The organism is Pseudomonas sp. LBUM1668 (genome assembly GCF_059695715.1).
In genome coordinates, this window is sequence record NZ_CP166787.1 from 1,063,876 (window position 1) to 1,089,203 (window position 25,328).

Consider the following 25,328-nt stretch of genomic DNA (forward strand, 5'->3'; position numbering starts at 1 on the left):
GCGGTTGGCATCAGAAGCGCCAGATCACGTCGATGAACGCGCGGTGCATGTACGAATCAACCTGCTTGCCGTAGGCATCGCCCGGCTTGAACACGCCGCCACGGAAACGCACCAGGGCCGAAGGCTCATCGATCGACTGGCTCAATGCGGCCGGCAACAGGCCTTGCTTGAAGTACTTGGTGACGACCAGATCCATCTCCTGACCCATGTCCTTGTTGCCGTCTTCAAGCGGCAACGAGGTGCTGGACAAGATTGCGCCGGTGACGTCGTCGGTGTTGTTCTCGACGGCGTTGATACCGTTGCTGCCGACTGGCTTGTTGCCGTCGACGCGCCAGAATTTGTGGTAGATCAGGCTGGCGTCGTACTCGTCGTTGAGCATCCACGAGCCGAACAACGTAGCGGTCTGCATGTTGTTCATTTCGCCACGGAACGCTTCGCCGAAACGGTGAACGCGTGAACGTGTACCGGTGTAGTTCGAGCGGTTGCTTTCCAGACCGGTCTGTTCGTAATCGGCGCTGGCGCGGGCATACGCGGCACCGACTTGCCATTGCGGATCGAGGCGCAGACGCACACCGATGTCAGTGGCCCAGCCGTTGACGTCATCGCTGCGTTTGGCTTGCGTCGGGCGGCTGCCATCGGCATTCAACGCGTTGACCGTGTCGCGGTCGCCGCTCATGCCGGTGATGCTGCCCCAGTAGTTGACGGTGTTGGTGTTGCGCCAGTTGTAGGCGTCGCTGTCGGCGGTCAGGCCGATCCAGCTGATGTCGCCATTCTCTTTCTTGTCCAGCGAATCGCCGGCAACGCCGGGTTCTGGATAGTCGAGTTTGCCGTCATCGTGAGTATGGTGACCGCGAATCCCGACCCAGTTGCCCGGTGTCCACTGGTAAGCGGCATCGGCGTAGGCGTGGAGGCGATCCTTGTCTTTCGGCGCCAACTCTTTGAGGTCAGTGCGGTACTCGCTGAAGCGTTCGGCAACACCGGCGTTGGCACGCAACAGGGTGGTGTCGAAGGTCCAGTTCAGCGCTTCGATGTTGGTGTCGCGCCATTGGCCGTCGTCATTGCGCAGGCGCTGGCGACCGAGCTTGAGCATCTCGCCCGGGTAAGGCGTGAGGCCGCTGTAGCCGACCCAGAATTCGCGCATCGCCAGGTAGTTTTTCTTGGTCTTGCGATCACCGTTGTCGGTGGTCTGGGTGCCGTCGCTGTCGGACTGCTGCAGGGTGTCGGTCTCGATGATGTCGGTCGAGGTCACCGCTTGGCCCATGGCGTAGGCGCTCCACGCGCCGCTCTCGCCGTAGACCCACGGACGCAGGTCAAGGCCGACACCGTTGACGTCGCCGCCGCTGGCGGTACCGAGGTCACGGTCGTCTTCGGACTGGCCGGTGATCTTCACTTCCAGGCCGAAGTTCTTGCTTTCAGTCATCGCGGCCAGTGTCGGGCAAGACCAGATCAGCGCGAATGTGAGGCCAATGCCGGCCTTCACGAATGGATTGAGCTTCATAGTTTTTCCTCGCCGTCTTCTTCTTGCAGGGCGTGCAGTTGCAGCGTGTTCGGGTTCAGGGCGCCACGGCTGGCCTGTTCCTGTTGCAGCAGGCGCTGGGCTTCGGCCAGACGCTCGGGCGGCAATTGGGCAGCGATGGTGGTCGCCAGTTCATCGGCTTGCGGGGTGTTTTGTGCCTTGGCCAGTTGGCTGAAGACATACGCGTTGAGCGGGTCGGGCTTGGTGCCTTTGCCTTGGGAGAACAGTTGGGCGATGGCGAAGTCGGCGCTGTTCTGGCCGTTGCGCGCAGCGGTCAGCAGATGGTCGAGAGCCTTCTGCGGGTAAACCTTGCCCAGGTAACCACGGCGATAGATCTGGCCGAGGTAATAGTCGGCGGCGACTTCGCGGCCGACGGCTTTCTGGAAATGTTCTTCGGCGACCTTCGCATCGGCCGGAACCACTTTGCCTTCGTAGTAGAGCTTGCCCAGCAACAGTTCGGCGCGTGGCTGGTCGGCGGCTCGGCCGTTGTCCAGGTACTTCATCATTTGGTCGACGTCGCCCAGTTCGGGGAAGTCGTAAAGCAATTGCGCGAGGGTGACCCACGACGCCGGGTAGCCCGGAGCGATTGGCTCAAGCAGCGACTGCGCGGTTTTTTCGTCAGTCTTGCCCAGAGTCGAATCGGCCAGTACACGGGCAACCGAATCGACGCGCTGCGCAGTGACGGTGCCACGGCTGTAAGCGGCCTGCATTTGCTTGATCAGCTCGGCCTGTTGTTCTGGCTGGGCACGTTTCTGATAGACCGTGGCCAGTTCGACGTAGCAGATGTCGGTGGTGTTGAGCGCGGCTTTGCAGATTTTTTCCACGTCATCCAGATGCTGGTCGTAAGTGCCCTGGGTGCGATACAGCAGCACCTGCGCCAGACCTGCTTCCGGGTAGCCGGATTTGCGCCACTGATCGATCTGCTGCTGAGCGTTGATGTTCGGGAAGCTGTGCGGGTATTGCAGGTAGAGCATCGCCAGCGGGATCAACGTGTTGCCTTCGCCATTGGCGGCGGCTTTTTTCAGCAGGGTTTCGGCTTCGTGGTGCTCGGCTTCGGTCGAACCGGGCTTGGCCACCAGCAAGCGACCCAGACGTGCCTGAGCACGCGGCGAAACACTGGCCGCTGCGCGATAAGTCGCTTCGGCCTGTTTCATTTGCGCAGGGTCGCGGCTGTCGACCTGGATATCAGCGAGGCCCACTTGCGCTTCGCTGTAGCCCAGATCGGCCAGTTGCTGATAATTCTGCGCAGCAGTGGCGGTATCGCCACGCTTGAGCGCTTCGTTGGCCAGACGCTGATCGGGCAGGCCGGCGCAACCGGCCAGACTGACTGCCAATGCCAAGGCACACACTGATCCTTTGTGGGAGCTGGCTTGCCAGCGATTCAGGCGACTCGGTGTTTCAGCTGGACCACATTGATCCGATCGCTGGCAAGCCAGCTCCCACAGGGATCGTGGCGTTCTGAAAAGACTGGTGATAGTCACAGGCATGTCCTCGACTTAAAGACCGGCAGCCATGGCTTTGTCGATCAGCCAGTTCAGGTTCGGGCCACGGTCGCTGTTCACTTCCACCGGGCGGCCGGCGAGGCTGCTGTCGAGCGACTCGTCAGGCTTGATCTGCACGCGGATGTCGGAGGACAGGTCGGCGCTTTTCAGGCTGGTGCTGCTGACGATCTTGCCGGTGCGGATCTTGTCTTCGCCGGCGATCTGGAAGCTCACCGGGGTGCCCGGACGCACGTCGCCGAACTGGCGATAGGAGAAGCGTGCTTCCACATTGGCCTCGGTGTTGCGCGGCACCAGTTGGAAGATCACGTCGCCCTTGCTCGCGTATTGACCGTCAGCCACCAGTTGCTGGGCCACGGTGCAATCGCACGGCGAGGTGAGGGTGCCGGTCATTTGCTTGCCGAACAGTTCTTCAACCTTGGCGGGCGACAGTTGATCTTCCTGCATGTGGCCCTTGAGCACGTCGAGCATGCTGGTGCTGAAGGTCGCCAGTGGCGCGCCTTTGGCCGCAACGCCGTCGGACTTGATCAGGCTCTGCACGGTGCCGTCACGCGGCATGGTGATGTTCATGCCCGGCACGCTGACCAGACCGGCCTGTGCATGGCTGACGAAGTACATGCCGTACACCGATTTGGCAATGAAACCCGCCGCGATCAGACCGACCGCGAAGATCCCGGCGCTGAACGTCACGGCTTTCAGACGCCCGAACGGGGTCATGCCGTGGCCGCCGTCCTTGACCTTGCGCGCCTTGGTGAAGTTGTCGCGCTGCAGGGTCGCCAGTACTTCACCCATGCTGACGATGTCGCCAGCCAGGTGCGAAGTGATCAGGTGGCGCAGGGTGGAAATATCCTGCGGCTCAAGGTTCTGAAACTGGCAACCCGCGCGGCCGGTCTGGCGGTCAAAGGAACGCACTTGCAATTCGACGTCCATGGCCAGGCCAAGGTTGTCGATGACGAATTGCAGACGCGCCTTGTACACCTCGCCGATAGTCAGCGGCAGTTGGCCGGCGTTGAACGCCAGGCCACCGGCGGACAGGTCGAGGACCCGCGCCTCCATCGGCGTCCGGTCGGGGCCGAAGAAACGCAGTTTGGCCGGGATTTTCACTCGGGCGTGCTGGCGCTGGGCTTCGGATTCATGCACTACGTTGGCGTTGACGGCGGTATTCATAGGGGCGATTTCCTTGTTAATTCAATAGGGGCGGGTCAGACCATCATCAGCAGCACGGCGACGAAAATGCTGCCGGCGGAGAAGGTCATGGTCCGAGACGACCAAGTGTTGAACCAACGTTGAAAGCTGGCGAGATCACGGGTCAGGGAAGTGGGCTGGCGAGTCCAGGATTGTTGGTCGAGGCGGAAGAACACGTAGATCTTCACCAACGCACCGACGATCTGGTTGTAATAAAGAATCGCCGGGTAAGCCGGGCCGATCTTGTGCCCTGAGCAGGACAACAGCAGCGTCAGAATCAGGCGGGTGATGCCGATCCACAGCAGGTACACCAGGATGAACGCGGTGCCGTACTTGAAGCTGGCGATGATTGCCACGGTCAGGCCGAGCAGCGACGTCCACATCGACACGCGCTGGTCGAACAGCACCACCGAGGTGAAGGCGCCGAGGCGTTTCACACCCAGGCCCAGCGCACGCGAGTTCTGGCGCAGGTTGTTGCCGTACCAGCGGAACATCAGTTTGCGGCTGGCCTTGATGAAGCTCTTTTCCGGCGGGTGTTCCACGGTGTGGATCGCCGCGTCCGGCACGTAGAACGTGTCGTAGCCAAGGCGCATCAGGCTGAACCAGCTCGACTTGTCGTCGCCGGTCAGAAACTTGAAGCGGCCCAGGCGCCAGTGTTGCAGCGAGTCGCTTTCCACATCGGCGATGAAGTCCGGATTGGTCACCACGGAGGCGCGGAATACCGACATCCGGCCGGTCATGGTCAGGACGCGTTTGGACAGGGCCATCGAGCACATGTTGATGTGGCGCTGGGCGAAACGCAGCTTGTGCCATTCGCTCATGATGTAGCCGCCGCGCACTTCGCAGAATTCGTTGGTGGTCAGGCCGCCGACGTTGCCGAACAGCTGGAACCACGGCACGGTTTTGCGCACTACGCCTTCGGCGAGCACGGTGTCGCCATCGATCACGGCGACGACCGCGCGGTCGTCCGGCAAGTGACGGGAGATGGCGCGGAAACCGTAGGCCAGGCCATCGCGTTTGCCGGTGCCGGGAATGCGCACGAAGTCGAGTTTCACTCGATCCGGCGGATTCATTCGCGCCCACAGCGCTTTGACCAGCAACTCATCGGACATTTCGACGATGGAGCAGACCATGGTGGTCGGCAGTCCGCAGTCGATCGCTTCGCGGATCACCGAGCTGTAGACCTGCGCTGTGGTCAGCGCGTCGATACGGAAACTGGTGACCATCAGGTACACGTGCGACGGATCTGCCGCCTTGCCCAGCTTGCGCACTTTACGGCGCAGGTGCGGGTAGACGATGTAGAGAAAAATCATGCCGCGCACAAAGTGCGTTGCACCCATCGAGTAGCGCCAGATACCCACGGCGCCAATCAGGAAAATGAAGTCCTTCGACTCGGAGTCGAATGTGGACGTGGGCAGCATCAAGGCCAGGCCCATCAGCAGACTGAGATAAAAAAGCCAGCCGGCGGATTGCAGAAAAAAATGTTTGAGCTTGTTCGACATGACCGTCATCCGAAGGTGAGAAGGCTTCAAGCCGCAAGCTGCGAGCTGCAAGCGAAACGCTTTGGCTTGCAGCTCGAGGCTTGTCGCTTAGGGCTGCTTTACCAGCAGATACCTTCGGTACGGGTGCCAGCGTCGGTGGCTTTGGCCATGAAGCCGACCAGGTCGATGACCTGTTTGCCGTCCGGTGCTTGCTGAGCCAGCGCACGGAACTTCTCGTCGCGGTTGCCGAGGATGATCACGTCGGAGTTGTCGATCACCGAGTCGAAGTCCGAATTGAGCAGGGACGACACGTGCGGGATTTTCGACTCGATGTAGTCCTTGTTCGCGCCGTGAACACGGGCGTACTCGACGTTGCTGTCGTAGATGCTCAGGTCGTAACCCTTGCCGATCAGCATTTCAGCCAGTTCCACCAGCGGGCTTTCGCGCAGGTCGTCGGTGCCGGCCTTGAAGCTCAAGCCGAGCAGGGCGACTTTGCGTTTGTCGTGGCTTTCAACGATGTCGAAGGCGTTCTGCACTTGCGATTCGTTGCTGCGCATCAGCGAGTTGAGCAGTGGCGCTTCGACGTCCAGCGAACCTGCGCGGTAGGTCAGGGCGCGGACGTCTTTCGGCAGGCACGAACCGCCGAAAGCGAAGCCTGGACGCATGTAGTACTGGGACAGGTTGAGGGTCTTGTCCTGGCAAACGACGTCCATCACTTCACGGCCATCGACGCCGACCGCTTTGGCGATGTTGCCGATCTCGTTGGCGAAGGTCACTTTGGTGGCGTGCCAGACGTTGCAGGTGTACTTGATCATTTCGGCAACGGCGATGTCCTTGCGGATGATCGGTGCGTCGAGTTCTTCGTACAGCGATTGCAGAACGTCGCCCGAGGCCTTGTCGAACTCGCCGATAACGGTCATCGGTGGCAGGTCGTAGTCGGCGATCGCGGTGGATTCACGCAGGAACTCAGGGTTGACCGCAACGCCGAAATCGACGCCAGCCTTTTTCCCGGAGCAGTCTTCGAGGATCGGGATGACAACGTTTGCGACAGTGCCCGGCAGTACGGTGCTGCGCACCACGATGGTGTGGCGGGTGGTCTTGTCACGCAGAACAAAACCGATCTCGCGGCACACGGCCTCGATGTAGTTCAGTTCCAGGTCGCCGTTCTTTTTGCTCGGCGTGCCGACGCAAATCATCGACAGGTCGGTATCGCGAATCGCTTCGGCGAAGTTGGTCGTACCGCGCAGACGTCCGTTCTGAATACCTTGCTGCAACAGTTCGCCCAGACCCGGCTCAACAATGGGAGATTTGCCAGCGTTGATCATGTCGATCTTGTCTTTGGCTACATCGACGCCAACCACGTCATGGCCCCGTGCAGACAGGCAACCGGCACACACTGCGCCAACGTAACCCAAACCAAATATGCTGATGCGCATCGCAATTACCTCTGTATATATCAGGCCACTAGAGGGCCGGAGTTAATGGTGTTCAGCGTTCGTTAGTGCACTCGAAAGTGCGACGCACAGGCGCAACAATGCCGTGTGCAGGCATACTAAGTTCCGAGTGTCTAAATAAGTGCACTCAAGATGTGCGCAACCAGGCCTTGTTGTTATGGCATGCCCTGTTATGCAGCCGATCTTCATTGGTGAAGACCTTGGTGCAATCGTTTTTACGCGCTTGATGTCAGGTGGAAGCCTTGTAAATCAAGCGGTTGGGTGCTCAGGCGAGCACGTTTATAGGGGCGTGGCCATGGCCTTGCAGGGGATATTAATGGTGCGTATCTCCTGACCTTCAGTTTGCTTTCAGACTAGTTAGTCATCTAGGCAAGTTGCTGTGACAACTTGGTTACATGACTATCTGCCTTGCGTAAGTTATCTCGTACAAACTCGGCGAGAATCGTTACCGGTGGTATGAGCTATGCATTTGGACGAAGTTCCTGTCCACTCATCGCGAAATCTGAAATTTCTTGAAATATTGTCGAAGATGGCACTAGTCTCAATTTGATGGCACCTTCGTTTCCGACCTTTATTAACAGGCGAATAATCACGTTAGATAGTTTTGTGCCACTACAGTGAAAAAAATTAGGTGCCACTACTGAAAAAAATGATCAGTGTCGAGTGAAACTAATATTAAAAAAGAGGCTGTTGATTTTATGGCGCCATAAAAATGGCGATATGTAGCGAGGGATTTTTGACATCGTGCGAGCTGCACGACTCTCGATAGAAAGAGTCGTGCAATAGGCATGCTTTATTCGGGGGCGTGATCGCGCAAAAACACCAGATTGTCCGGTTTGGATTGTTCAGCACTGTAGCGATAACCCTGAACATCGAACTGCTTGAGGTGGGCTGGATCGTTGATACCTTCCTGGATCACGAAACGGCTCATCAGGCCACGGGCCTTTTTTGCGTAGAAGCTGATGATCTTGTACTGACCGTTTTTCAGATCCTTGAAATCGGCATTGATGATTCGCGCATTCAACGCGGTGCGTTTGACCGCCGAAAAGTACTCGTTGGACGCCAGGTTGAGCAGCAGGTCATCGCCTTGCTCGGCCAATGCTTCGTTCAGCCATTCACTGATGCGCGTGCCCCAGAACGCGTACAAATCCTTGCCACGTGCGTTGGCCAGTTTGGTACCCATTTCCAGACGATACGGTTGCATCAAGTCCAGCGGGCGCAGCAGGCCATAGAGGCCGGAAAGCATGCGCAGGTGTTTTTGCGCGTAATCGAAATTCGCTTCGCTGAAGGACTGCGCATCGAGACCGGTGTAGACGTCACCCTTGAACGCGAGCAGTGCCTGCTTGGCGTTTTCCGGAGTGAACGCTGGCGTCCAGCTGCCGAAACGCGCGGCGTTGAGCCCGCCGATCTTGTCGGAGACGTGCATCAGCTCGCTGATCTGCGCCGGCGATAGCTCGCGCAACTGCTGGATCAGTTCCTGGGAGTGGTCGAGATATTGCGGCTGGGTGAAGCGCTGGGTCGCCGGCGGCGTTTCGTAATCGAGGGTCTTGGCGGGGGAAATCACCATCAGCATGAAGTCGTCTCCTTTAATCGTGGGGGCGATTCTAGGGGGTTGTCGGTGTTGACTCCAGCTATGAGCGTAATAGGTGATCGGTGGTGTCATGGAACAAGATCGCTGCCTCGCTGGGGCTCGAGAGCTCCTACAGTGTGCGCCTGGCATGAAGTGGCCTCGAGTCTGTGGCGTGAACCTGTAGGAGCTGCCGCAGGCTGCGATCTTTTGATCTTTCTTTTGATCCACCCGCGATATAGTGCCTCCCGGGTTTTGTGACGGAGACACCCCATTGCGCATTGTTCTTTTATTCACCGCGTGGCTGTTGAGCTTCGGAGCCGTCGCGGCGCCGGGCGATGTGGCGACGCTGGATCGCGGCACCTGGCCTGAGCAACTGAGCAGCCCGACGCTGTTCGACGTCGCTTCACGGGCGGAAATCCTCATGTTTGCCCGCGGCTTGCTCGGCACCGAATCGATGACGGAGGCCGCGCTGGCTCAGCGTCTGGGCCTGCGCACGGTCAATCTGGACTCAGTCAACAGCCTGCGCGAGCGCCTGTGGCAGCGCTTGCTGGCCAACTACAACTTCGCCCAGCAGAGTTGCGATCAGGACGCCTCTTTCTGCTTCCTCGTCGAAGATTTGCCGACGCTGCGTGAGCAGGCCGCCAAATTCGTCGTCAGCGATGACAGCTATTACACCAAGTGGGCCGAGCCGAGTCGGATCTTCCATTTGCAGTATCTGGACGAACTGCTGCGCAAGGCTGCGCTGTTCCCGCAGACCAGCAGCGAAATCGATCGTTTCGGCGACTATGAGCGCAACGGCGACGAGATGCATGACCGACTGTTTCTGCTGACCTTCGACAGCGCCGCCAACGCGCAACCGGACAACACCGATTGGCTCACCGAGTACCTGCGCAAGTCAAACATGAGCGGCACGTTCTTCATGTTGGGCAAGGATATTCAGGCGCGACTGGGTGACCGTTCCGTGAGCGGCCTGCAAGCGGCGTTCTCGCAGCAATGCGTCGGCGTGCAGGGTTGGGAGTTCCGTTCCCACAGCCATTGGCAGGACTGGCAGGACTCGGTGCGCCGCAGTGCCGATCTGGTGAAGAACAAACTGCCGGAAAACTATGTACCGCTGTTTCGTCCGCCAGATGGCCAGCGGCGCAGCGATGCAAAAGGCTTCTTTAACACGCAGGGCCTGCAAGTGGCGCTTTGGGACATCGATGCCGCGGACGGCGCAGGCAAACTCAAAGGCCCGCAGAGTGCGCAACGAGTATTGACCCTGATGCTGTTGTGGCGTCACGGAGTGATCAATTTCAACATGAAACAGGATGCCGTGAAGACCGCCATGCCTTGGCTGATCACGCAAACTTCGCAAAGCGGCATCGGTTGGGAAGACTGTCTGGACGGGTTTCGCTGAGAAACGAAGGAAGCCCGTAAACATTGGGCTTGGGGCGATTTTTTTACAGGATTCGATGCAGGCGGACTTCCGACTTTAGCGGGGTCTGAACGGTCCGCCAAGGGCTTTTCGTCACTCTGCAAAATAAACTTCAAAAAACCGTCAAAGTGCTTTTTCCTGTCATGGGTTTTGGAGTATTACGAAGACAGACCGCCGAAACCTGCAACACAGGTGGCGTCTTCCAAGACCCACTTTGTGTGCAAGTCACCTGCCTCTTTCAATAAAAGCCCGGCAGATGAATCGGCAGTCACTTCGAGGCGCAGCACTGTAGAGGTATTGCGTCGAATGGCTCTGACAAAGGTGACCGAGTATGGATGATCACGGACGTAGCCCTTCCAACCAGCCAATCCTTTATGTACTCGATACCAACGTACTGATTCACGATCCAAACGCCCTGCTTAATTTCGAAGAACACCACGTCGCGATCCCGATGACCGTGCTGGAAGAGCTGGACAAGCTCAAGAGCGGGCATCACAGCGTTGCCGCCGAATGCCGTCAGGCCATCCGGCTGATCGACAAGACCCTGGGCGATGCCTCCCCCGAGGACGTCGAACTGGGCGTGCCGATTCAGCGCGGCAAGGGTGGTCCGAAAGGCTTGCTGTCAATTCTGATGAGCAAGCAGGCCGAGTCGAATCTGATTCTGCCCGAGCATCTGAACGACAACAAAATCATCAACCAACTCATCGATATGCACACCCGTGACCCACAGAAACCTGTGGTTCTGGTGACCAAAGACATCAACATGCGCCTCAAGGCGCGCGCCTGCGGGATCGCGGCCGAGGACTACAGCACCGACCAACTGGTCGATGACGTGTCGCTGCTGCCCAACGGTTATCACAACATGACCGGCTCTTTCTGGGACCTGGTGAGCAAGGTTGAAACCCGTCAGGACCACGGCCGCACCTGGCACGAAGTGAAGCTGATCGATAACCTGCCAGCAGTGCATATCAACGAGTTCATCATCGATGAACAGGGCTTCGTTGGCTGGATCAAGGAGATTGACGAAGACCGTCTGCTGATTCTCGATCTGCATCAGGAACCCCTGTTGCACCAGGAAGCCTGGGGCCTGAAACCGCGTGACATCTACCAGAGCCTGGCGCTGTATGCGCTGCTCGATCCGGACATCCATCTGGTCAACCTGTCGGGTGCGGCCGGTTCCGGTAAAACCATTCTGGCGCTGGCCGCTGCGATCGAGCAGACCATGGTCAGCAAGCGTTATCGGCGCATCATCGCCACCCGCAGCGTGCAGGGCCTGGACCAGGAAATCGGCTTCCTGCCTGGCACCGAAGCGGAAAAAATGGAGCCTTGGCTGGGCGCCATCACCGACAACCTCGAAGCCTTGCACATGGATGACGAAAACACCCATGGCAGCGTCGACTACATCCTCAGCAAAGTGCCGTTGCAGTTCAAATCGCTCAACTACATTCGCGGTCGCAGCTTCCAGCAGAGCCTGATCCTGATCGACGAATGCCAGAACCTCACGCCGCACCAGATGAAAACCATCATCACCCGGGCCGGCGCGGGTTCCAAAGTGGTGTGCCTGGGTAACCTCGCACAGATCGACACCCCATACCTGTCCGCGACCAGCTCCGGGCTGACCTACCTGACCGAACGTTTCAAGGATTTCCCTAACGGTGTGCACATCACCCTGCAAGGGGTGCCTCGCTCGATCCTGGCCGAATACGCCGAAACGCATTTGTAACCCTTCGAAACAAACCGGGCGGCCGAAAAAGCTGCCCGGTTTTTTTATGGATAAATGCCGATCAAGTGTAGGAGCTGCCGAAGGCTGCGATCTTTTGATTTTGGTTCTAAAAAGCAAGATCAACAGATCGCAGCCTCCGGCAGCTCCTACAGGGAGATATGTGAATCGGTGCGTGCGGAAATTTGACTCGCAGGTTTACAATCCCCGCTCCTGATCAGGAGTAATCCCGTGCTGACTCATCTCGATTCCCAAGGTCGCGCCAACATGGTCGACGTCACTGAAAAAGCCGTGACGTTTCGTGAAGCGACGGCTCAAGCGCTGGTGCGCATGCTCCCCGAAACGTTGCAGATGATCGTCAGCGGCGGCCATCCCAAGGGTGACGTGTTCGCCGTGGCGCGCATTGCCGGTATTCAGGCTGCAAAGAAAACCAGCGATCTGATTCCCCTGTGCCATCCGCTGATGCTCACTGGCGTCAAAGTCGAGCTCAGCGCTGAAGGCGAAGACGCCGTGCGCATCGTCGCGCGTTGCAAATTGTCCGGGCAGACCGGCGTCGAGATGGAAGCGCTGACCGCTGCCAGCGTCGCCGCGCTGACTATCTATGACATGTGCAAAGCGGTGGATCGCGGCATGACCATCGAAAGCGTGCGTCTGCTGGAAAAGGTCGGCGGCAAGAGCGGGCACTTTCAGGCGGATCAAGCATGAAGCTGACGGTTAAGTTTTTTGCCCGTTACCGTGAAGCGCTGGGCGTTGACTCGGTAACGGTCGACGGCGATTTCGCCACCGTCGATGACGTGCGCGCGCTGTTGGCGCAGCGTGACGGCGCCGAGGTATTGAGCGAGCAGAACCTGATGTGCGCGCGCAACGAAGATTTGTGCCAGCTCGACGAGCCGGTGGTCGAGGGTGACGAAGTGGCATTTTTCCCCACAGTGACCGGAGGCTGAGTCATGGCGATTCGTGTGCAGGCCGCGCCGTTCGATCCGGGTGCTGAAGTCAACGCGATGCACGCGGCCAATGTCGGCGTCGGCGCGGTGGTGAGTTTTGTCGGCTACGTGCGCGACTTCAACGACGGGCTGGATGTGGCGGGGATGTTTCTCGAACACTATCCGGGCATGACTGAAAAAGCCCTCGGCAAGATCGCCGTCGAGGCCGAGCAGCGCTGGCCGTTGCTGAAACTGGAAGTGCTGCACCGCATCGGCGCGCTGGAACCGGGCGAGCCCATCGTGTTTGTCGGCGCTGCCAGCGCCCATCGCCAGGCAGCGTTCGACGCCTGCGCTTTCGTCATGGATTACCTGAAAACCCGTGCACCGTTCTGGAAGAAGGAAAACACCAGTGATGGGCCGCGCTGGGTTGAGGGGCGGGACAGTGATCATGCGGCGGCGGATCGCTGGAACAAATAGTCCTGTAGCGTTCTTCAGTCGGTCATCGCTGGCAAGCCAGCTCCCACAGTGTTTTGCGTCATGCACATTTTTTTGTGCACCACTGAAACCTGTGGGAGCTGGCTTGCCAGCGATGAGGCCATCCGCAACACCAAAAACCTCTTAGACTCTCTTATCCCTCGATTGACGATTTGTACTATCGAGTCCAATATGGATTTCCAAGTATAAAAAAAGCTTCAGTCTTGCCGCTCGTAGCTCCCCGCTCCCAGCTGCTCTTCTTCATCTTGCCAAACCAACAACAACCCGCGAGAGAATGAACATGAAGAAACTCCCCCTCATCACCGGTCTGGCCCTCAGTCTGTTGGCGTGCTCCAGCGTCTTCGCCGCCGAGAAAACCCTGCGCATCGGTATCGAAGCTGCTTATCCGCCATTCGCCTCGAAAACCGACAAAGGCGAAATCGTCGGCTTCGACTACGACATCGGCAATGCCTTGTGCGCGCAGATGAAGGCCAAGTGCGTGTGGGTCGAAGGTGAGTTTGATGGCCTGATTCCTTCGTTGAAAGTGAAGAAAATCGACATGGCGCTGTCGTCCATGACCATCAACGAAGACCGCAAGAAGTCGGTGGATTTCACACACAAGTATTACTTCACTTCGTCGCGTTTGGTGATGAAGGAAGGCGCCACGGTCGATGACCAATACGCCAGCCTCAAGGGCAAGAACGTCGGCGTGCAGCGTGCGACCACGACCGACCGCTATGCCACCGAGGTGTTTGAACCCAAGGGCGTCAACGTCAAGCGCTACAGCAACAACGAAGAGATTTACATGGACCTGGCAGCCGGTCGCCTTGATGCGATTTTTGCCGACACCATTCCGCTGAATGACTTTCTGTCGATGCCACGCGGCAAGGGCTATGCGTTTGTCGGCCCGGAGCTGAAGGATCCGAAGTATGTGGGCGAAGGTGCGGGGATTGCGGTGCGCAAGGGTAATAGTGAGCTGGTCAGCGAGCTGAACACCGCAATCGACGGGATTCGCGCGAGCGGCGAATATCAGAAGATTTCCGAGAAGTATTTCAAGTCCGATATCTACGGCGACTGATAGTCCGTTATCGCTGGCAAGCCAGCTCCCACAGTGATCGAGTCGTACACAGATTTTGTGTACATCAAAATCCCTGTGGGAGCTGGCTTGCCAGCGATGGGGCCAGATCAATCACCGCGAATCTTCAGCCCTTTAATTCCTTCAGGTGTTTGTACACCGTCGCCCGCCCCATGTTCAGCACATTGGCCACATAGTTCGAGGCGCTCTTGCCCTTGAACGCGCCTTCGGCGTGCAGCGCCAGCACCAGTTCACGTTTGTGATCGCGGGTCAGCAGATTCAGGCTCAATTGCCGCTCGCGCAGCCAGGCGTGCAGGAACGTGTTGATGCGCTCCTGCCAGTCATCGCGAAACAGTGAGTCGGGTTGCGGGATCAGTTTGCTCGGCGACAGGAACAGATCCAGTGCCGCCTTGGCATTCTCGAACAGCGAAATATTCAGATTGATGCACAGCACCGCCAGCGGCAGGCCTTCGCTGTCACGCAGCACGCTGCTCAGGCTGCGGATTTTCTGACCATCCCAATTCAACTTTTCGTACGGGCCGATGTTCCGCTCGCTGACGTCTTCGCTGAGCATGTCTTCGAGTGACGACTCGTCACCGATCTCGCGTTTGGACAGATTGTTGGCGATGTAATCGACTTTTTGCGTGCGCAAATCGTGCAGCACCACTTCGGCGTGGGGAAAAAACAGCGTGGCGATGGCGTCGGCGATGGCCCGGAAGTTATCCAGTGCCGGGTCGAGTTCGGGGGCGGTCATGACAGTGGAGCTCCAGGCAGCGTCAGCGCCCCCATGAACAGGGGCGCTGCGAGTTTGCCGCAATCGGTTGGGCGCGTCATCCGCAGCGCGGATTAACCGAGCCGGGCAGGGGAGAGCATGTTGCTGCTCAGACCGAACTGACGCAGTTGCTCGGGTAACGGCAGACCCCGTACCAGAGCCGCGCTGGCCTGGCCCATCGCCGGTGACGTCTGGATGCCGTATCCGCCCTGGGCTGCGACCCAGAACAAGCCCGGCACCTGTGCATCGAACCCGCTGAGCAAATCACCGTCGGCGACGAAACTGCGCAAACCGGCCCACGTGCGCGTCGGGCGGCGAATGGTCAGCGTTGTGGCTTCTTCGATCTGATAGATGCCCATGGCGATGTCCAGTTCTTCAGGCTGCACGTCGTGGGGTTCGACCGGGTCAGCATTGGCTGGCGAGCCGAGGAACATGCCGGCGTCGGGTTTCATGTAGAACGATTCGTCGAGGCTGACCAGCATCGGCCAATGATGAATGTCGACGCCTTCGGGTCCGGCGAATATGAATGCGGCGCGGCGTTTCGGTTGCAGGCCCAGCGATTGTGCACCGGCCATTGCGCCGATCTTGTCGGCCCAGGCGCCGGCCGCGTTGATGATCACTGGCGCGCTGAAGGTCTGGCCGTTGGTCTGCACCTGCCAGACATTATTGGCATCGCGCTCAAGGCTCAGCACCTGGCAGTCGGTGTGCACCTCTCCGTGGTTGCGGCGGATACCGCGCAGGTAGCCTTGATGCAGGGCGTCGGTATCGATGTCACAGGCTGTCGGGTCGTAAATCGCCCCGTGGACTTTTTCCCGGCGCAGGATCGGCAGGCGCGCGCAGGCTTCATCAGCGCTGAGCAGTTGCATTTGCGGCACCGTGGCTTTGGCGCTCAGGTACTGGTTGTTGAGTTCGGCGGCGTCACCGGTGAAATCCACGGTCATTTCTCCGCGTGGGGTCAGCAGCGGGTGCTCGCAGAATCCGGCCGGCGGCTGGTCGAAAAACTCACGGCTGGCCTGAGTCAGCGCGCGTACCTGCGGTGTGCCATAAGCAGCGGTGAACAGGGCGGCGGACCGCCCGGTGGAGTGATAGGCCGGGTGAGATTCACGCTCCAGCACAATCACTTTGGCGTGGGGCGACAGCCAGAAACCGGTGGAAGCGCCGGCAATCCCGCCGCCGATGATGATGAAATCTGCCTGGCTCATGAACATCTCCAAAGGTATCGAGGTTCTCTGTGGGATCTGCCTTTTGGCGACACCCACTCTGGAATGCGTTTTCTGTGGATCTGCCTTTGGCGACATCCACTCTGGAATGCGTTTTCTGTAGGAGCTGCCGCAGGCTGCGATCTTTTGATTTTGATTTTCTGAAGGCAAGATCAAAAGATCGCAGCCTGCGGCAGCTCCTACAGGGGATCGAGGTGTCAGTGCTTCAGGCGATAAACCGCATTGGCCAGGGCAATGTCTTCCAGACCCAGTCCGATCGAGCGGAAAAACACGTGGCGGTCGTAATCCGGGCGCGGGACTTTCTCGCTGAGCAGATCGGCGAGGTCACCCATGATCGAATCCTTGCCCCAGCCATGTTGCTCAACAGCAATCAGCATTTCGCCCGCCGAGCCTGGTGTGGTCAGACGGTAGTCGCAGAACACCTGCATGTCGTTGAGGCTTTGCGGTGGCACTTCATGGGCGCGGGGGGCGTTGGTGCTGATCGAGGTGATCAACGCGGGTTTGCTCAGTGCTGCCGGGTCGATCACCGGCCCCGCTGACGAAGTGCAGAGCATGATCACATCGGCATCGGCGAGGGCAGTTTCACGGCTCTTGGCAACCGTCAGCAGGGGAGCAATGGCTTTGAGCTGCGCCTGGGTTTCAGGATCCTCATTCAGGCTCGGCGAATACACACTGATCCTTTGCCAGTCGCGCAAAGACTTCACGTAATGCAGATGCGCCTGTGCAACTTTGCCGCTGCCGATGATCGCCAGTCGCCGCGCATCCAGTGGGGCGAGGGCATCGACGGCCACTGCGGTAGTCGCAGCCGTACGCGCAGTGGTCAGTTCGCCGGCATCGCACAGCAGCAAGGGCTGGCCGGTCTGCATCGACATCAACAATGTCCAAGCGGTCACCAGCGGGCCTTGCTCGCGGACGATGTACGGCGAGGTCTTCACGCCGTACACACCGTCTTCGGCCAGCACTCCCAGATAGTTGATGAAGTCGCCAGCGCCCTGTGGGAATTCCACCAGTTGCTGCGCCGGTTGTACCGCGTTACCGGCAGCGAGATCACGGAACAGTTTGCGCAATGTCTGCGGCACATCAATGCGGGCCAGCAACTCACGGGCCTGGGTTTGGTCGATCACGTAGGGCGTACTGGACATGTCAGGCTCCGGAAGCGAAATCTAAACTTATTTGTCTATTATGGACTTTTAGTTTTGTCGGGCAAGATGCTCCGGAAAAAAAGCCGGGCACAAAAAAAGCGCAGTCCGTTGCCGGCTGCGCTTCTCTTCTATCGTGTCGCTTACTCTGGACGCTTGCGCTCGACTGCACGCAATAGATGCGTTGGAGGTGTTTCACAGCTGATCTTGCGGCCGAGCTTCTCTTCGATGGACGGCAACTGGTAGGAGTCGTCTTCACCGGCAAAGCTGATCGATACGCCATCGGCGCCGGCACGACCGGTACGGCCGATGCGGTGCACGTAATCGTCCGGGACTTCCGGCAGGGTGAAGTTGATGACGTGGCTGATGCCGTCGATGTGGATGCCGCGACCGGCAACATCGGTGGCGACCAATACGCGAATCTTGCCTTCGCGGAAGCCTTCCAGGGTCTTGATGCGCTTGTGCTGCGGCACGTCGCCAGACAGTTGCGCGGCGTTGATGCCATCGCGCACCAGGCGTTCTTCGATTCGGCGTACTTCGTCTTTGCGGTTGGCAAACACGATCACCCGCTCCCAGCCGTTATCGTTGACCAGGTTGAAGAGCAGTTTGTATTTGTCGGCAGCGGCCACGGCAAAGATGTGCTGCTCGACGTTTTCGTTGGCCACGTTTTGCGATTCGATCTCGACGATCGACGGGTCGGTGGTCCACTGCTTGGCGAGGTTCATCACGTCTTCGGTGAACGTCGCGGAGAACAGCAGCGTCTGACGTTCGCTTTTCGGCGGGGTCTGGCGAATGATCTGCCGAACCTGCGGGATGAAACCCATGTCGAGCATGCGGTCGGCTTCGTCCAGCACCATGACTTCGACCATGTCCAGATGCACGTCGCCGCGCTGGTTGAAGTCGAGCAGACGGCCTGGGGTCGCGACGAGGATGTCGCAGTGGCGCGCTTCAAGGTGCTTGAGCTGCTTGTCGAAATCCATGCCGCCGACAAACGTCATCACGTTGAGACCGGTGTACTTGGTCAGGTCAGCGGCGTCTTTTGCAATCTGCACCACCAGCTCACGGGTCGGCGCGATGATCAGCGCACGGGGTTCGCCCATGTAGCGTTCTTTCGGCGGCGGGGTCTGCAACAACTGAGTGATGATCGAGATCAGGAACGCGGCGGTTTTACCGGTACCGGTCTGGGCGCGGCCGATGGCGTCTTTGCCGGCGAGGGTGAAGCCCAGCACCTGCGCCTGGATCGGCGTGCAATAAGGAAAGCCCAGATCCTGAATGGCGTGCATCAGCTCTGGAGAAAGCTTGAAATCGTGAAAACGGGTTTTGCCTTCCTGAGGTTCGACGACGAAGTCTTCGAGTTTCCACGGGATGACCGGTGCCTTGGGCTTGGGTTCGCGACGCGGCTTGAGCGGTTTTGGCGCTTCGCTGCGGGCAGGCTCGGCGGCGATTGGCGCGGCCGGTGCAGGTTGCGGTTGTTGCATCGGTGCCGCTGCGGGAGCGGGGCGGTCGGCCTGCGGGGCATCGTTGCGATGACCGGCGGCGTGCGACGGCGCACGGGTAACTGGCGCGAGCTGCTCAGCCTCGCTTTTACCGAACATTTTCTTGAGTGCTTCGAGCACGGTCATCTCATCAATTGGTTAAGGAATGTACGCCGGCCAGTGTAATGCAAGAAACGGGCGCGGCGTAGTGTGATGATCAAAGGGCGGACGTTGTGCGGATAATCAGCGCAGGCGCTCGCTCAGCCAGGTACCGATATCACGAATTTCCTCGGGTAACACTTCGTGCTCCATTGGGTATTCCTGCCATGTCACGGTGACACCATGGGCCTTCAGATACTCATAAGCAGTGCGGCCCATGGAGTTTTGCACAACGTTGTCGAACTGACCGTGCAACGAAAGCACCGGAATTCGTTGCTGGCTGGCCGATAACTGCAGTTCTTCACTGAACGTCGGCGCATACGTCGACAACGCCATCACGCCACCCAACGGCCCCTGCCACTTCAGAAAAGCGGTGTGATAGACCACGGCGCCACCCTGGGAGAAACCCGCGAGAAAAATCCGCGAGGCGTCTATTCCGCTGGCTCGCTCGTTTTCGATCAATTCAATGACGTGATCGGCCGACGCTTCCAGCTCATCGCGATCGATCGCCCGCGCCGGGCTCATGGCTTTGATGTCGTACCAGCTCGGCATGGCGTATCCGCCGTTAATTGTCACAGGGCGTGTCGGCGCCTGAGGCAGCACGAAGCGTGTGCTCAGCAGGCTTTCCTGCAATGCCTCGGCGACCGGCAGGAAGTCATAGCGGTCGGCGCCGAGGCCGTGCAGCCAGATCACGCAGGCGTCTGCGGGCTTAACAGGCTGAAGAATCAAGGGCTCGGTCATGTCTGCTCCAAATATGTGCGGGCGCTCTCATTGAGTGCGTGATTGAAGTGCGCGCCCGGTTGATCCGTTAAGAAGATGTCGCAAGGGTACAAGTTTTGCTATTGACCTGTCGCTTATGTGCTTCAGCGGCCGGTGTGGTACGGGCTTTGCTATGGCTTGAAGCGTGCAACCGATCTCGCGTCTGGCGGTAACACTATCAGTGAACGCCTGGCGATGGGATGCAAAGAATCCGGTAATGGATGTTCGCCAATGGCCGCCATGGGCTTAGCGAATATGAAAGGGCTACAGCCCGTTCGGCCAATTGGTGAGAAGTGAGTTGTCCATGATGTGGATTTTCTCCTGAAACACTCATAGCGAAGGTCTTTACGTCGGTTGACCCAATAAAAAGCCAACTAGGGTCAACACCGCCTCAAAAGGGTGCGACTGGACTCAAGCTCCGACACAACAAGAGCAAAACTGGAGGTTTGAATGAAGATGTTGAAATCCACTCTGGCGATCGTGACTGCAGCAGCAGTACTCGGCGTCAGCGGGTTCGCTCAGGCGGGTGCAACCCTGGATGCCGTGCAGAAGAAAGGTTTCGTGCAATGTGGCGTGAGCGACGGTCTGCCGGGCTTCTCGGTACCGGACGCTACCGGCAAGATCCTCGGCATCGACGCTGACTTCTGCCGCGCAGTAGCCGCTGCCGTATTCGGCGACGCAACCAAGGTCAAATTCAGTCAGTTGAACGCCAAGGAGCGCTTCACCGCGCTGCAGTCCGGCGAGATCGACATCCTGTCGCGCAACACCACCATGACCAGCTCCCGTGATGCGGGCATGGGCCTGAAATTCCCGGGCTTCATTACCTACTACGACGGCATCGGCTTCCTGGTAAACAACAAGCTGGGCGTGAAGAGTGCCAAAGAGCTGGACGGCGCAACCATCTGCATCCAGGCCGGTACTACCACCGAGCTCAACGTTTCCGACTACTTCCGCGGCAACGGTCTGAAATACACCCCAATCACTTTCGACACCTCCGATGAAAGCGCCAAGTCGCTGGAATCCGGTCGTTGCGACGTGCTGACTTCCGACAAATCCCAGCTGTTCGCCCAGCGCAGCAAACTGGCTTCGCCGAAAGACTACGTGGTTCTGCCGGAAACCATTTCCAAGGAACCACTGGGTCCGGTCGTGCGTAACGGCGACGACGAGTGGCTGGCCGTGGTGCGCTGGACTGGCTACGCCATGCTCAACGCTGAAGAGGCCGGCATCACTTCGAAGAATGTCGAAGCTGAAGCCAAGTCCACCAAGAATCCGGACGTCGCTCGTATGCTCGGTGCTGACGGTGAATACGGCAAAGACCTGAAACTGCCGAAGGACTGGGTCGTGCAGATCGTCAAGCAGGTCGGCAACTACGGTGAAGTGTTCGAGAAAAACCTCGGCAAGAACACTCCGCTGGAAATCGACCGTGGCCTGAACGCCCTGTGGAACAACGGCGGCATTCAGTACGCACCACCAGTGCGCTAATGGTTCTATCGCCCGGCGGGCCAACCGCCGGGTGATGTTCTTGTTCCATTTTTTCCGGGGCACTTCATGCAAAATTCAATCGGCGCACCAAAGCAGAGGTTTAGCCTCAGCGATCCACGAGTGCGCGCCTGGGTATTTCAGATCGTCACTATCGTGGCAGTCGTATCCCTGGGCTGGTTCCTGTTCGATAACACACAAACCAACCTTGAACACCGGGGCATCACCTCCGGCTTCAGCTTTCTGGAGCGCAGTGCCGGGTTCGGCATCGCTCAAACCCTGATCGACTACACCGAAGCGGACAGCTATGCCCGCGTGTTTGTGATCGGTCTGCTCAATACATTGCTGGTGACCATCATCGGCGTGATCCTGGCGACTCTGCTGGGCTTCATCATTGGTGTCGCGCGTCTTTCGCCGAACTGGATCATCAGCAAGCTTGCGACCGTGTATGTGGAAGTCTTCCGCAACATTCCGCCCCTGCTGCAAATCCTGTTCTGGTACTTCGCGGTGTTCCTGACCATGCCGGGACCGCGCAACAGCCACAACTTCGGCGACACTTTCTTTGTCAGCAGCCGTGGCCTGAACATGCCGGCCGCGCTGGCAGCTGATGGTTTCTGGGCGTTCGTGATCAGTGTCGTGGTGGCCATCGTCGGCATCGTGCTGATGTGCCGCTGGGCCAACAAACGCTTTGAAGCGACCGGTGAGCCGTTCCACAAGTTCTGGGTGGGTCTGGCGATGCTGCTGGTGATCCCGAGTTTGTGCGCGCTGATCTTCGGTGCTCCGCTGCACTGGGAAATGCCTGAGCTCAAGGGCTTCAACTTCGTTGGCGGCTGGGTGCTTATCCCGGAACTGCTGGCCTTGACCCTGGCCTTGACCGTTTACACCGCGGCGTTTATCGCCGAGATCGTGCGTTCGGGGATCAAGTCGGTCAGCCACGGCCAGACCGAAGCGGCCCGTTCGCTCGGTTTGCGTGAAGGCCCGACCCTGCGCAAGGTGATCATTCCCCAGGCACTGCGGGTGATCATCCCGCCGCTGACCAGCCAATACCTGAACCTGGCGAAGAACTCCTCGCTGGCCGCCGGTATCGGTTATCCGGAAATGGTTTCGCTGTTCGCCGGCACCGTGCTGAACCAGACCGGTCAGGCGATCGAAGTGATTGCGATCACCATGAGCGTGTACCTGGCGATCAGTATCAGCATTTCCCTGCTGATGAACTGGTACAACAAGCGCATTGCGCTGATCGAGCGGTAAGGAAAAGCGCATGAGTACTCATACTTTCAAACCCGACATGCCCCCACCGAGCAGTAGCATCGGCGTAGTGGCATGGATGCGCGCGAACATGTTCTCCAGCTGGCTCAACACCTTGCTGACGCTGTTCGCGTTCTACCTGATCTACCTGATCGTTCCGCCGATTCTGGGGTGGGCGATCATCGACGCCAACTGGATCGGCACCACCCAGGCCGATTGCACCAAGGAGGGCGCCTGCTGGGTGTTCATCCAGCAACGCTTCGGTCAGTTCATGTATGGCTACTACCCGACCGGCTTGCGCTGGCGCGTGGACCTGACCGTGTGGCTGGCAGTGATCGGCGTGGCGCCACTGTTCATCTCGCGCTTCCCGCGTAAAGCGGTATACGGGCTGAGTTTTCTGGTGATCTATCCGATTGCCGCCTGGTGCCTGCTGCACGGCGGCGTATTCGGCCTGCAAACCGTCGCGACCAGCCAATGGGGCGGTTTGATGCTGACTCTGGTAATCGCCACGGTCGGTATCGCTGGAGCCTTGCCGCTGGGGATTGTGCTGGCGCTGGGTCGACGTTCGAACATGCCGGCGATTCGAGTGGTCTGCGTGACCTTCATCGAGTTCTGGCGCGGCGTGCCGTTGATCACGGTGCTGTTCATGTCCTCGGTAATGCTGCCGCTGTTCCTGCCCGAAGGCATGAACTTCGACAAGTTGCTGCGGGCGCTGATCGGCGTGATCCTGTTCCAGTCGGCCTACGTGGCTGAAGTGGTGCGCGGCGGTCTGCAAGCGATCCCCAAGGGTCAGTACGAAGCGGCCGCTGCGATGGGCCTGGGCTACTGGCGTTCGATGGGCCTGGTGATTCTGCCGCAAGCCCTGAAAATGGTGATTCCCGGCATCGTCAACACCTTCATCGCGCTGTTCAAGGACACCAGTCTGGTGATCATCATCGGCCTCTTTGACCTGCTCAACAGCGTCAAGCAAGCCGCTGCCGATCCGAAATGGCTGGGCATGGCCACCGAAGGCTACGTGTTTGCCGCCCTGGTGTTCTGGATTTTCTGTTTTGGTATGTCGCGCTATTCCATGCATCTGGAACGCAAGCTCGACACTGGCCACAAGCGTTAGGAGTTCTGTAATGAGTGAAGCAATCAAAAAGCCTGTGAGCCCTGAAGGCATTATTCAGATGCAGGGCGTCAACAAGTGGTACGGCCAGTTCCACGTGCTCAAAGACATCAACCTCAACGTCAAACAGGGCGAACGTATCGTCCTGTGCGGCCCGTCGGGTTCCGGCAAGTCGACCACCATTCGTTGCCTCAATCGTCTGGAAGAACACCAGCAGGGCCGCATCGTTGTCGATGGCGTGGAACTGACCAACGACCTCAAGCAGATCGAAGCGATCCGCCGTGAAGTCGGCATGGTGTTCCAGCATTTCAACCTGTTCCCGCACCTGACCATTTTGCAGAACTGCACCCTGGCGCCGATGTGGGTGCGTAAGATGCCCAAGCGCAAGGCCGAGGAAATCGCCATGCATTATCTGGAACGCGTACGCATTCCGGAGCAGGCGCACAAGTTTCCGGGGCAACTGTCCGGCGGTCAGCAACAGCGTGTGGCGATCGCCCGCGCGCTGTGCATGAAACCGAAAATCATGCTGTTCGACGAACCGACGTCGGCCCTCGATCCGGAAATGGTCAAAGAGGTGCTCGACACCATGATCGGTCTGGCCGAAGACGGCATGACCATGCTCTGCGTAACCCACGAAATGGGCTTCGCCCGTACCGTGGCCAATCGCGTGATCTTCATGGACAAGGGCGAGATTGTTGAGCAGGCGGCACCGAACGACTTCTTCGATAATCCGCAGAATGAGCGGACGAAGCTGTTCCTGAGCCAGATTCTGCATTGATGGCTGATGTGTAAAACGAACCCGGCCAAGTGCCGGGTTTGTTTTTTTGGGGTCAGGATACGGTGAGGGTTTCGTGTTCTTTGTGGATGGTGTGCTTGAAGCCTCTCAAGTCTGCACCTTCACCGAGAATTTTCGCATCGGTCAGCAAGTACGGGTAACGATCCAATAGTCGCATCAGCAGCATCAACGCCTTGGGCGGTAGTATTTCGCCGCGTTCGTAGCGAGAGAACGCGTTATGCCCTCCACCGGACAGCAGTTGCACCGTCTCTTTTTGCGTGAGGTGCAATTTGCGCCGAATACGCTTCATCTCGGCGCCGATCATTTGCCTGGCAGCGAAAACCAACTCATCCCCTGCATCACAATAACGTTCTGCGCTATCGGTATCGTGATCCCACTCAACCTCTCCGCACTGCTGGCATTCCCAACCAGAAAGATCATCTACACGGCGCTCCATGCCTTTGACACTCAGGGTTTCGCCGCGCCCTGCAAAATGTCTCATTCCCTCACGTGCACCGCAGCTGACACATTGCTGGGTTTTCATGGGTTTTTCTCCTTGAAGGAGATTACCGGTGGGCCGCCACCGGGGCGGTAGGTCACCTTGATGTAAATCTCCAGATCTTGTGAATGGGTGTGATACACGTCTTGCCAGACCCGATGATCGTCGTAGCTGGTCATCGATTTGTACAACATCCTGTTCTGCAATTCGAAAACGATCTCTTGCATCTCGCTGATGCTGAAGCCGAGATACTCGCCTGAATCTGCCGAGGTCTTTGTGAAGGCTTTTTTTCCAAGCCGCCGGACCTCAGCCTTGATCACCGCCAAGTCGTAATGGGGCGTGTTCTTCTCCATAAGAAACCAAAGCCCTGTCCCTGAAATTACC

Annotated in this window: 23 protein-coding genes; 10 read left to right on the forward strand and 13 right to left on the reverse strand. The window is 58.5% G+C overall.

Annotated elements, in window-relative coordinates; all coding sequences use genetic code 11:
• Window positions 1–10: 10 nt before the first annotated feature.
• The 6 genes from ACA061_RS04635 to yaaA form a co-directional block, all read right to left on the reverse strand.
• Complete coding sequence (locus ACA061_RS04635; protein WP_150603718.1) at window positions 11–1,498, reverse strand: alginate export family protein; 1,488 nt, start codon at window positions 1,496–1,498, stop codon at window positions 11–13.
• A complete protein-coding gene (gene algK, locus ACA061_RS04640) occupies window positions 1,495–3,003 on the reverse strand; it encodes an alginate biosynthesis TPR repeat lipoprotein AlgK (RefSeq protein ID WP_210554562.1) in 1,509 nt (502 codons plus the stop codon). The genes ACA061_RS04635 and algK overlap by 4 nt, the downstream gene beginning before the upstream one ends.
• A gap of 9 nt (window positions 3,004–3,012) precedes the next feature.
• Window positions 3,013–4,182, reverse strand: a complete 1,170-nt coding sequence (locus tag ACA061_RS04645; protein WP_150603720.1) for an alginate biosynthesis protein Alg44 — start codon at window positions 4,180–4,182, stop codon at window positions 3,013–3,015.
• A 35-nt stretch (window positions 4,183–4,217) separates the two neighbouring features.
• Window positions 4,218–5,702 (reverse strand): mannuronan synthase, encoded by a 1,485-nt coding sequence (gene alg8 / locus ACA061_RS04650; protein WP_411959664.1) that lies wholly within the window; start codon window positions 5,700–5,702, stop codon window positions 4,218–4,220.
• A 98-nt stretch (window positions 5,703–5,800) separates the two neighbouring features.
• Window positions 5,801–7,117, reverse strand: coding sequence for a nucleotide sugar dehydrogenase (locus ACA061_RS04655; protein WP_150603721.1), 1,317 nt, complete (start codon window positions 7,115–7,117; stop codon window positions 5,801–5,803).
• An 811-nt stretch (window positions 7,118–7,928) separates the two neighbouring features.
• Window positions 7,929–8,708 carry a peroxide stress protein YaaA gene (yaaA, locus tag ACA061_RS04660; protein ID WP_150617198.1) on the reverse strand — a complete coding sequence of 260 codons (780 nt, stop codon included), beginning with the start codon at window positions 8,706–8,708 and terminating at the stop codon, window positions 7,929–7,931.
• Window positions 8,709–8,976: 268 nt separating this feature from the next.
• On the opposite strand from yaaA, the gene ACA061_RS04665 reads away from it, so the two are divergent.
• From ACA061_RS04665 to ACA061_RS04690, 6 genes are all read left to right on the forward strand, one after another.
• Complete coding sequence (locus tag ACA061_RS04665) at window positions 8,977–10,101, forward strand: polysaccharide deacetylase family protein (protein ID WP_150617199.1); 1,125 nt, start codon at window positions 8,977–8,979, stop codon at window positions 10,099–10,101.
• A gap of 349 nt (window positions 10,102–10,450) precedes the next feature.
• Window positions 10,451–11,842 (forward strand): PhoH family protein, encoded by a 1,392-nt coding sequence (locus ACA061_RS04670; RefSeq protein WP_150617200.1) that lies wholly within the window; start codon window positions 10,451–10,453, stop codon window positions 11,840–11,842.
• Window positions 11,843–12,070: 228 nt separating this feature from the next.
• The gene (gene moaC, locus ACA061_RS04675; protein WP_210701472.1) at window positions 12,071–12,544 is read left to right on the forward strand and encodes a cyclic pyranopterin monophosphate synthase MoaC; all 474 of its coding nucleotides are present in this window, start codon (window positions 12,071–12,073) and stop codon (window positions 12,542–12,544) included.
• Window positions 12,541–12,783: a MoaD/ThiS family protein gene (locus ACA061_RS04680; RefSeq protein ID WP_150617201.1), complete on the forward strand. Its 243-nt coding sequence runs from the start codon at window positions 12,541–12,543 to the stop codon at window positions 12,781–12,783. The genes moaC and ACA061_RS04680 overlap by 4 nt, the downstream gene beginning before the upstream one ends.
• A 3-nt stretch (window positions 12,784–12,786) precedes the next feature.
• Window positions 12,787–13,239 (forward strand): molybdopterin synthase catalytic subunit MoaE, encoded by a 453-nt coding sequence (gene moaE, locus ACA061_RS04685; protein WP_497300712.1) that lies wholly within the window; start codon window positions 12,787–12,789, stop codon window positions 13,237–13,239.
• Between the two features lie 298 nt (window positions 13,240–13,537).
• Window positions 13,538–14,314, forward strand: coding sequence for an ABC transporter substrate-binding protein (locus ACA061_RS04690; protein WP_150617203.1), 777 nt, complete (start codon window positions 13,538–13,540; stop codon window positions 14,312–14,314).
• Between the two features lie 124 nt (window positions 14,315–14,438).
• On the opposite strand, the gene ACA061_RS04695 is transcribed toward ACA061_RS04690, so the two are convergent.
• The 5 genes from ACA061_RS04695 to ACA061_RS04715 all read right to left on the reverse strand — a co-directional run bounded on the left by ACA061_RS04695 (window position 14,439) and on the right by ACA061_RS04715 (window position 19,817).
• A complete protein-coding gene (locus ACA061_RS04695) occupies window positions 14,439–15,065 on the reverse strand; it encodes a helix-turn-helix transcriptional regulator (RefSeq protein WP_150597492.1) in 627 nt (208 codons plus the stop codon).
• Window positions 15,066–15,157: 92 nt separating this feature from the next.
• Window positions 15,158–16,285, reverse strand: a complete 1,128-nt coding sequence (locus ACA061_RS04700; protein WP_150617204.1) for an NAD(P)/FAD-dependent oxidoreductase — start codon at window positions 16,283–16,285, stop codon at window positions 15,158–15,160.
• A 215-nt stretch (window positions 16,286–16,500) separates the two neighbouring features.
• On the reverse strand, window positions 16,501–17,445 hold the full coding sequence (locus ACA061_RS04705; RefSeq protein WP_497300714.1) for an ornithine cyclodeaminase family protein: 945 nt from the start codon (window positions 17,443–17,445) through the stop codon (window positions 16,501–16,503).
• Between the two features lie 140 nt (window positions 17,446–17,585).
• On the reverse strand, window positions 17,586–19,064 hold the full coding sequence (gene rhlB, locus ACA061_RS04710; protein ID WP_497300716.1) for an ATP-dependent RNA helicase RhlB: 1,479 nt from the start codon (window positions 19,062–19,064) through the stop codon (window positions 17,586–17,588).
• Between the two features lie 96 nt (window positions 19,065–19,160).
• The gene (locus tag ACA061_RS04715) at window positions 19,161–19,817 is read right to left on the reverse strand and encodes an alpha/beta hydrolase (RefSeq protein WP_150603731.1); all 657 of its coding nucleotides are present in this window, start codon (window positions 19,815–19,817) and stop codon (window positions 19,161–19,163) included.
• 468 nt (window positions 19,818–20,285) lie between these two features.
• Between ACA061_RS04715 and ACA061_RS04720 the strand changes: the two genes are divergently transcribed.
• The 4 genes from ACA061_RS04720 to ACA061_RS04735 all read left to right on the forward strand — a co-directional run bounded on the left by ACA061_RS04720 (window position 20,286) and on the right by ACA061_RS04735 (window position 24,448).
• Window positions 20,286–21,317 carry an amino acid ABC transporter substrate-binding protein gene (locus ACA061_RS04720; RefSeq protein ID WP_042557768.1) on the forward strand — a complete coding sequence of 344 codons (1,032 nt, stop codon included), beginning with the start codon at window positions 20,286–20,288 and terminating at the stop codon, window positions 21,315–21,317.
• 66 nt (window positions 21,318–21,383) lie between these two features.
• On the forward strand, window positions 21,384–22,565 hold the full coding sequence (locus ACA061_RS04725; protein WP_210701480.1) for an amino acid ABC transporter permease: 1,182 nt from the start codon (window positions 21,384–21,386) through the stop codon (window positions 22,563–22,565).
• A 10-nt stretch (window positions 22,566–22,575) separates the two neighbouring features.
• Window positions 22,576–23,673, forward strand: coding sequence for an amino acid ABC transporter permease (locus ACA061_RS04730; RefSeq protein WP_210554567.1), 1,098 nt, complete (start codon window positions 22,576–22,578; stop codon window positions 23,671–23,673).
• A 10-nt stretch (window positions 23,674–23,683) separates the two neighbouring features.
• A complete protein-coding gene (locus ACA061_RS04735) occupies window positions 23,684–24,448 on the forward strand; it encodes an amino acid ABC transporter ATP-binding protein (protein WP_150603734.1) in 765 nt (254 codons plus the stop codon).
• A 52-nt stretch (window positions 24,449–24,500) separates the two neighbouring features.
• On the opposite strand, the gene ACA061_RS04740 is transcribed toward ACA061_RS04735, so the two are convergent.
• Window positions 24,501–24,989: a type II TA system antitoxin MqsA family protein gene (locus tag ACA061_RS04740; RefSeq protein ID WP_095188818.1), complete on the reverse strand. Its 489-nt coding sequence runs from the start codon at window positions 24,987–24,989 to the stop codon at window positions 24,501–24,503.
• Window positions 24,986–25,297 (reverse strand): type II toxin-antitoxin system MqsR family toxin, encoded by a 312-nt coding sequence (locus ACA061_RS04745; protein WP_095188819.1) that lies wholly within the window; start codon window positions 25,295–25,297, stop codon window positions 24,986–24,988. The genes ACA061_RS04740 and ACA061_RS04745 overlap by 4 nt, the downstream gene beginning before the upstream one ends.
• Between the last annotated feature and the right edge of the window lie 31 nt (window positions 25,298–25,328).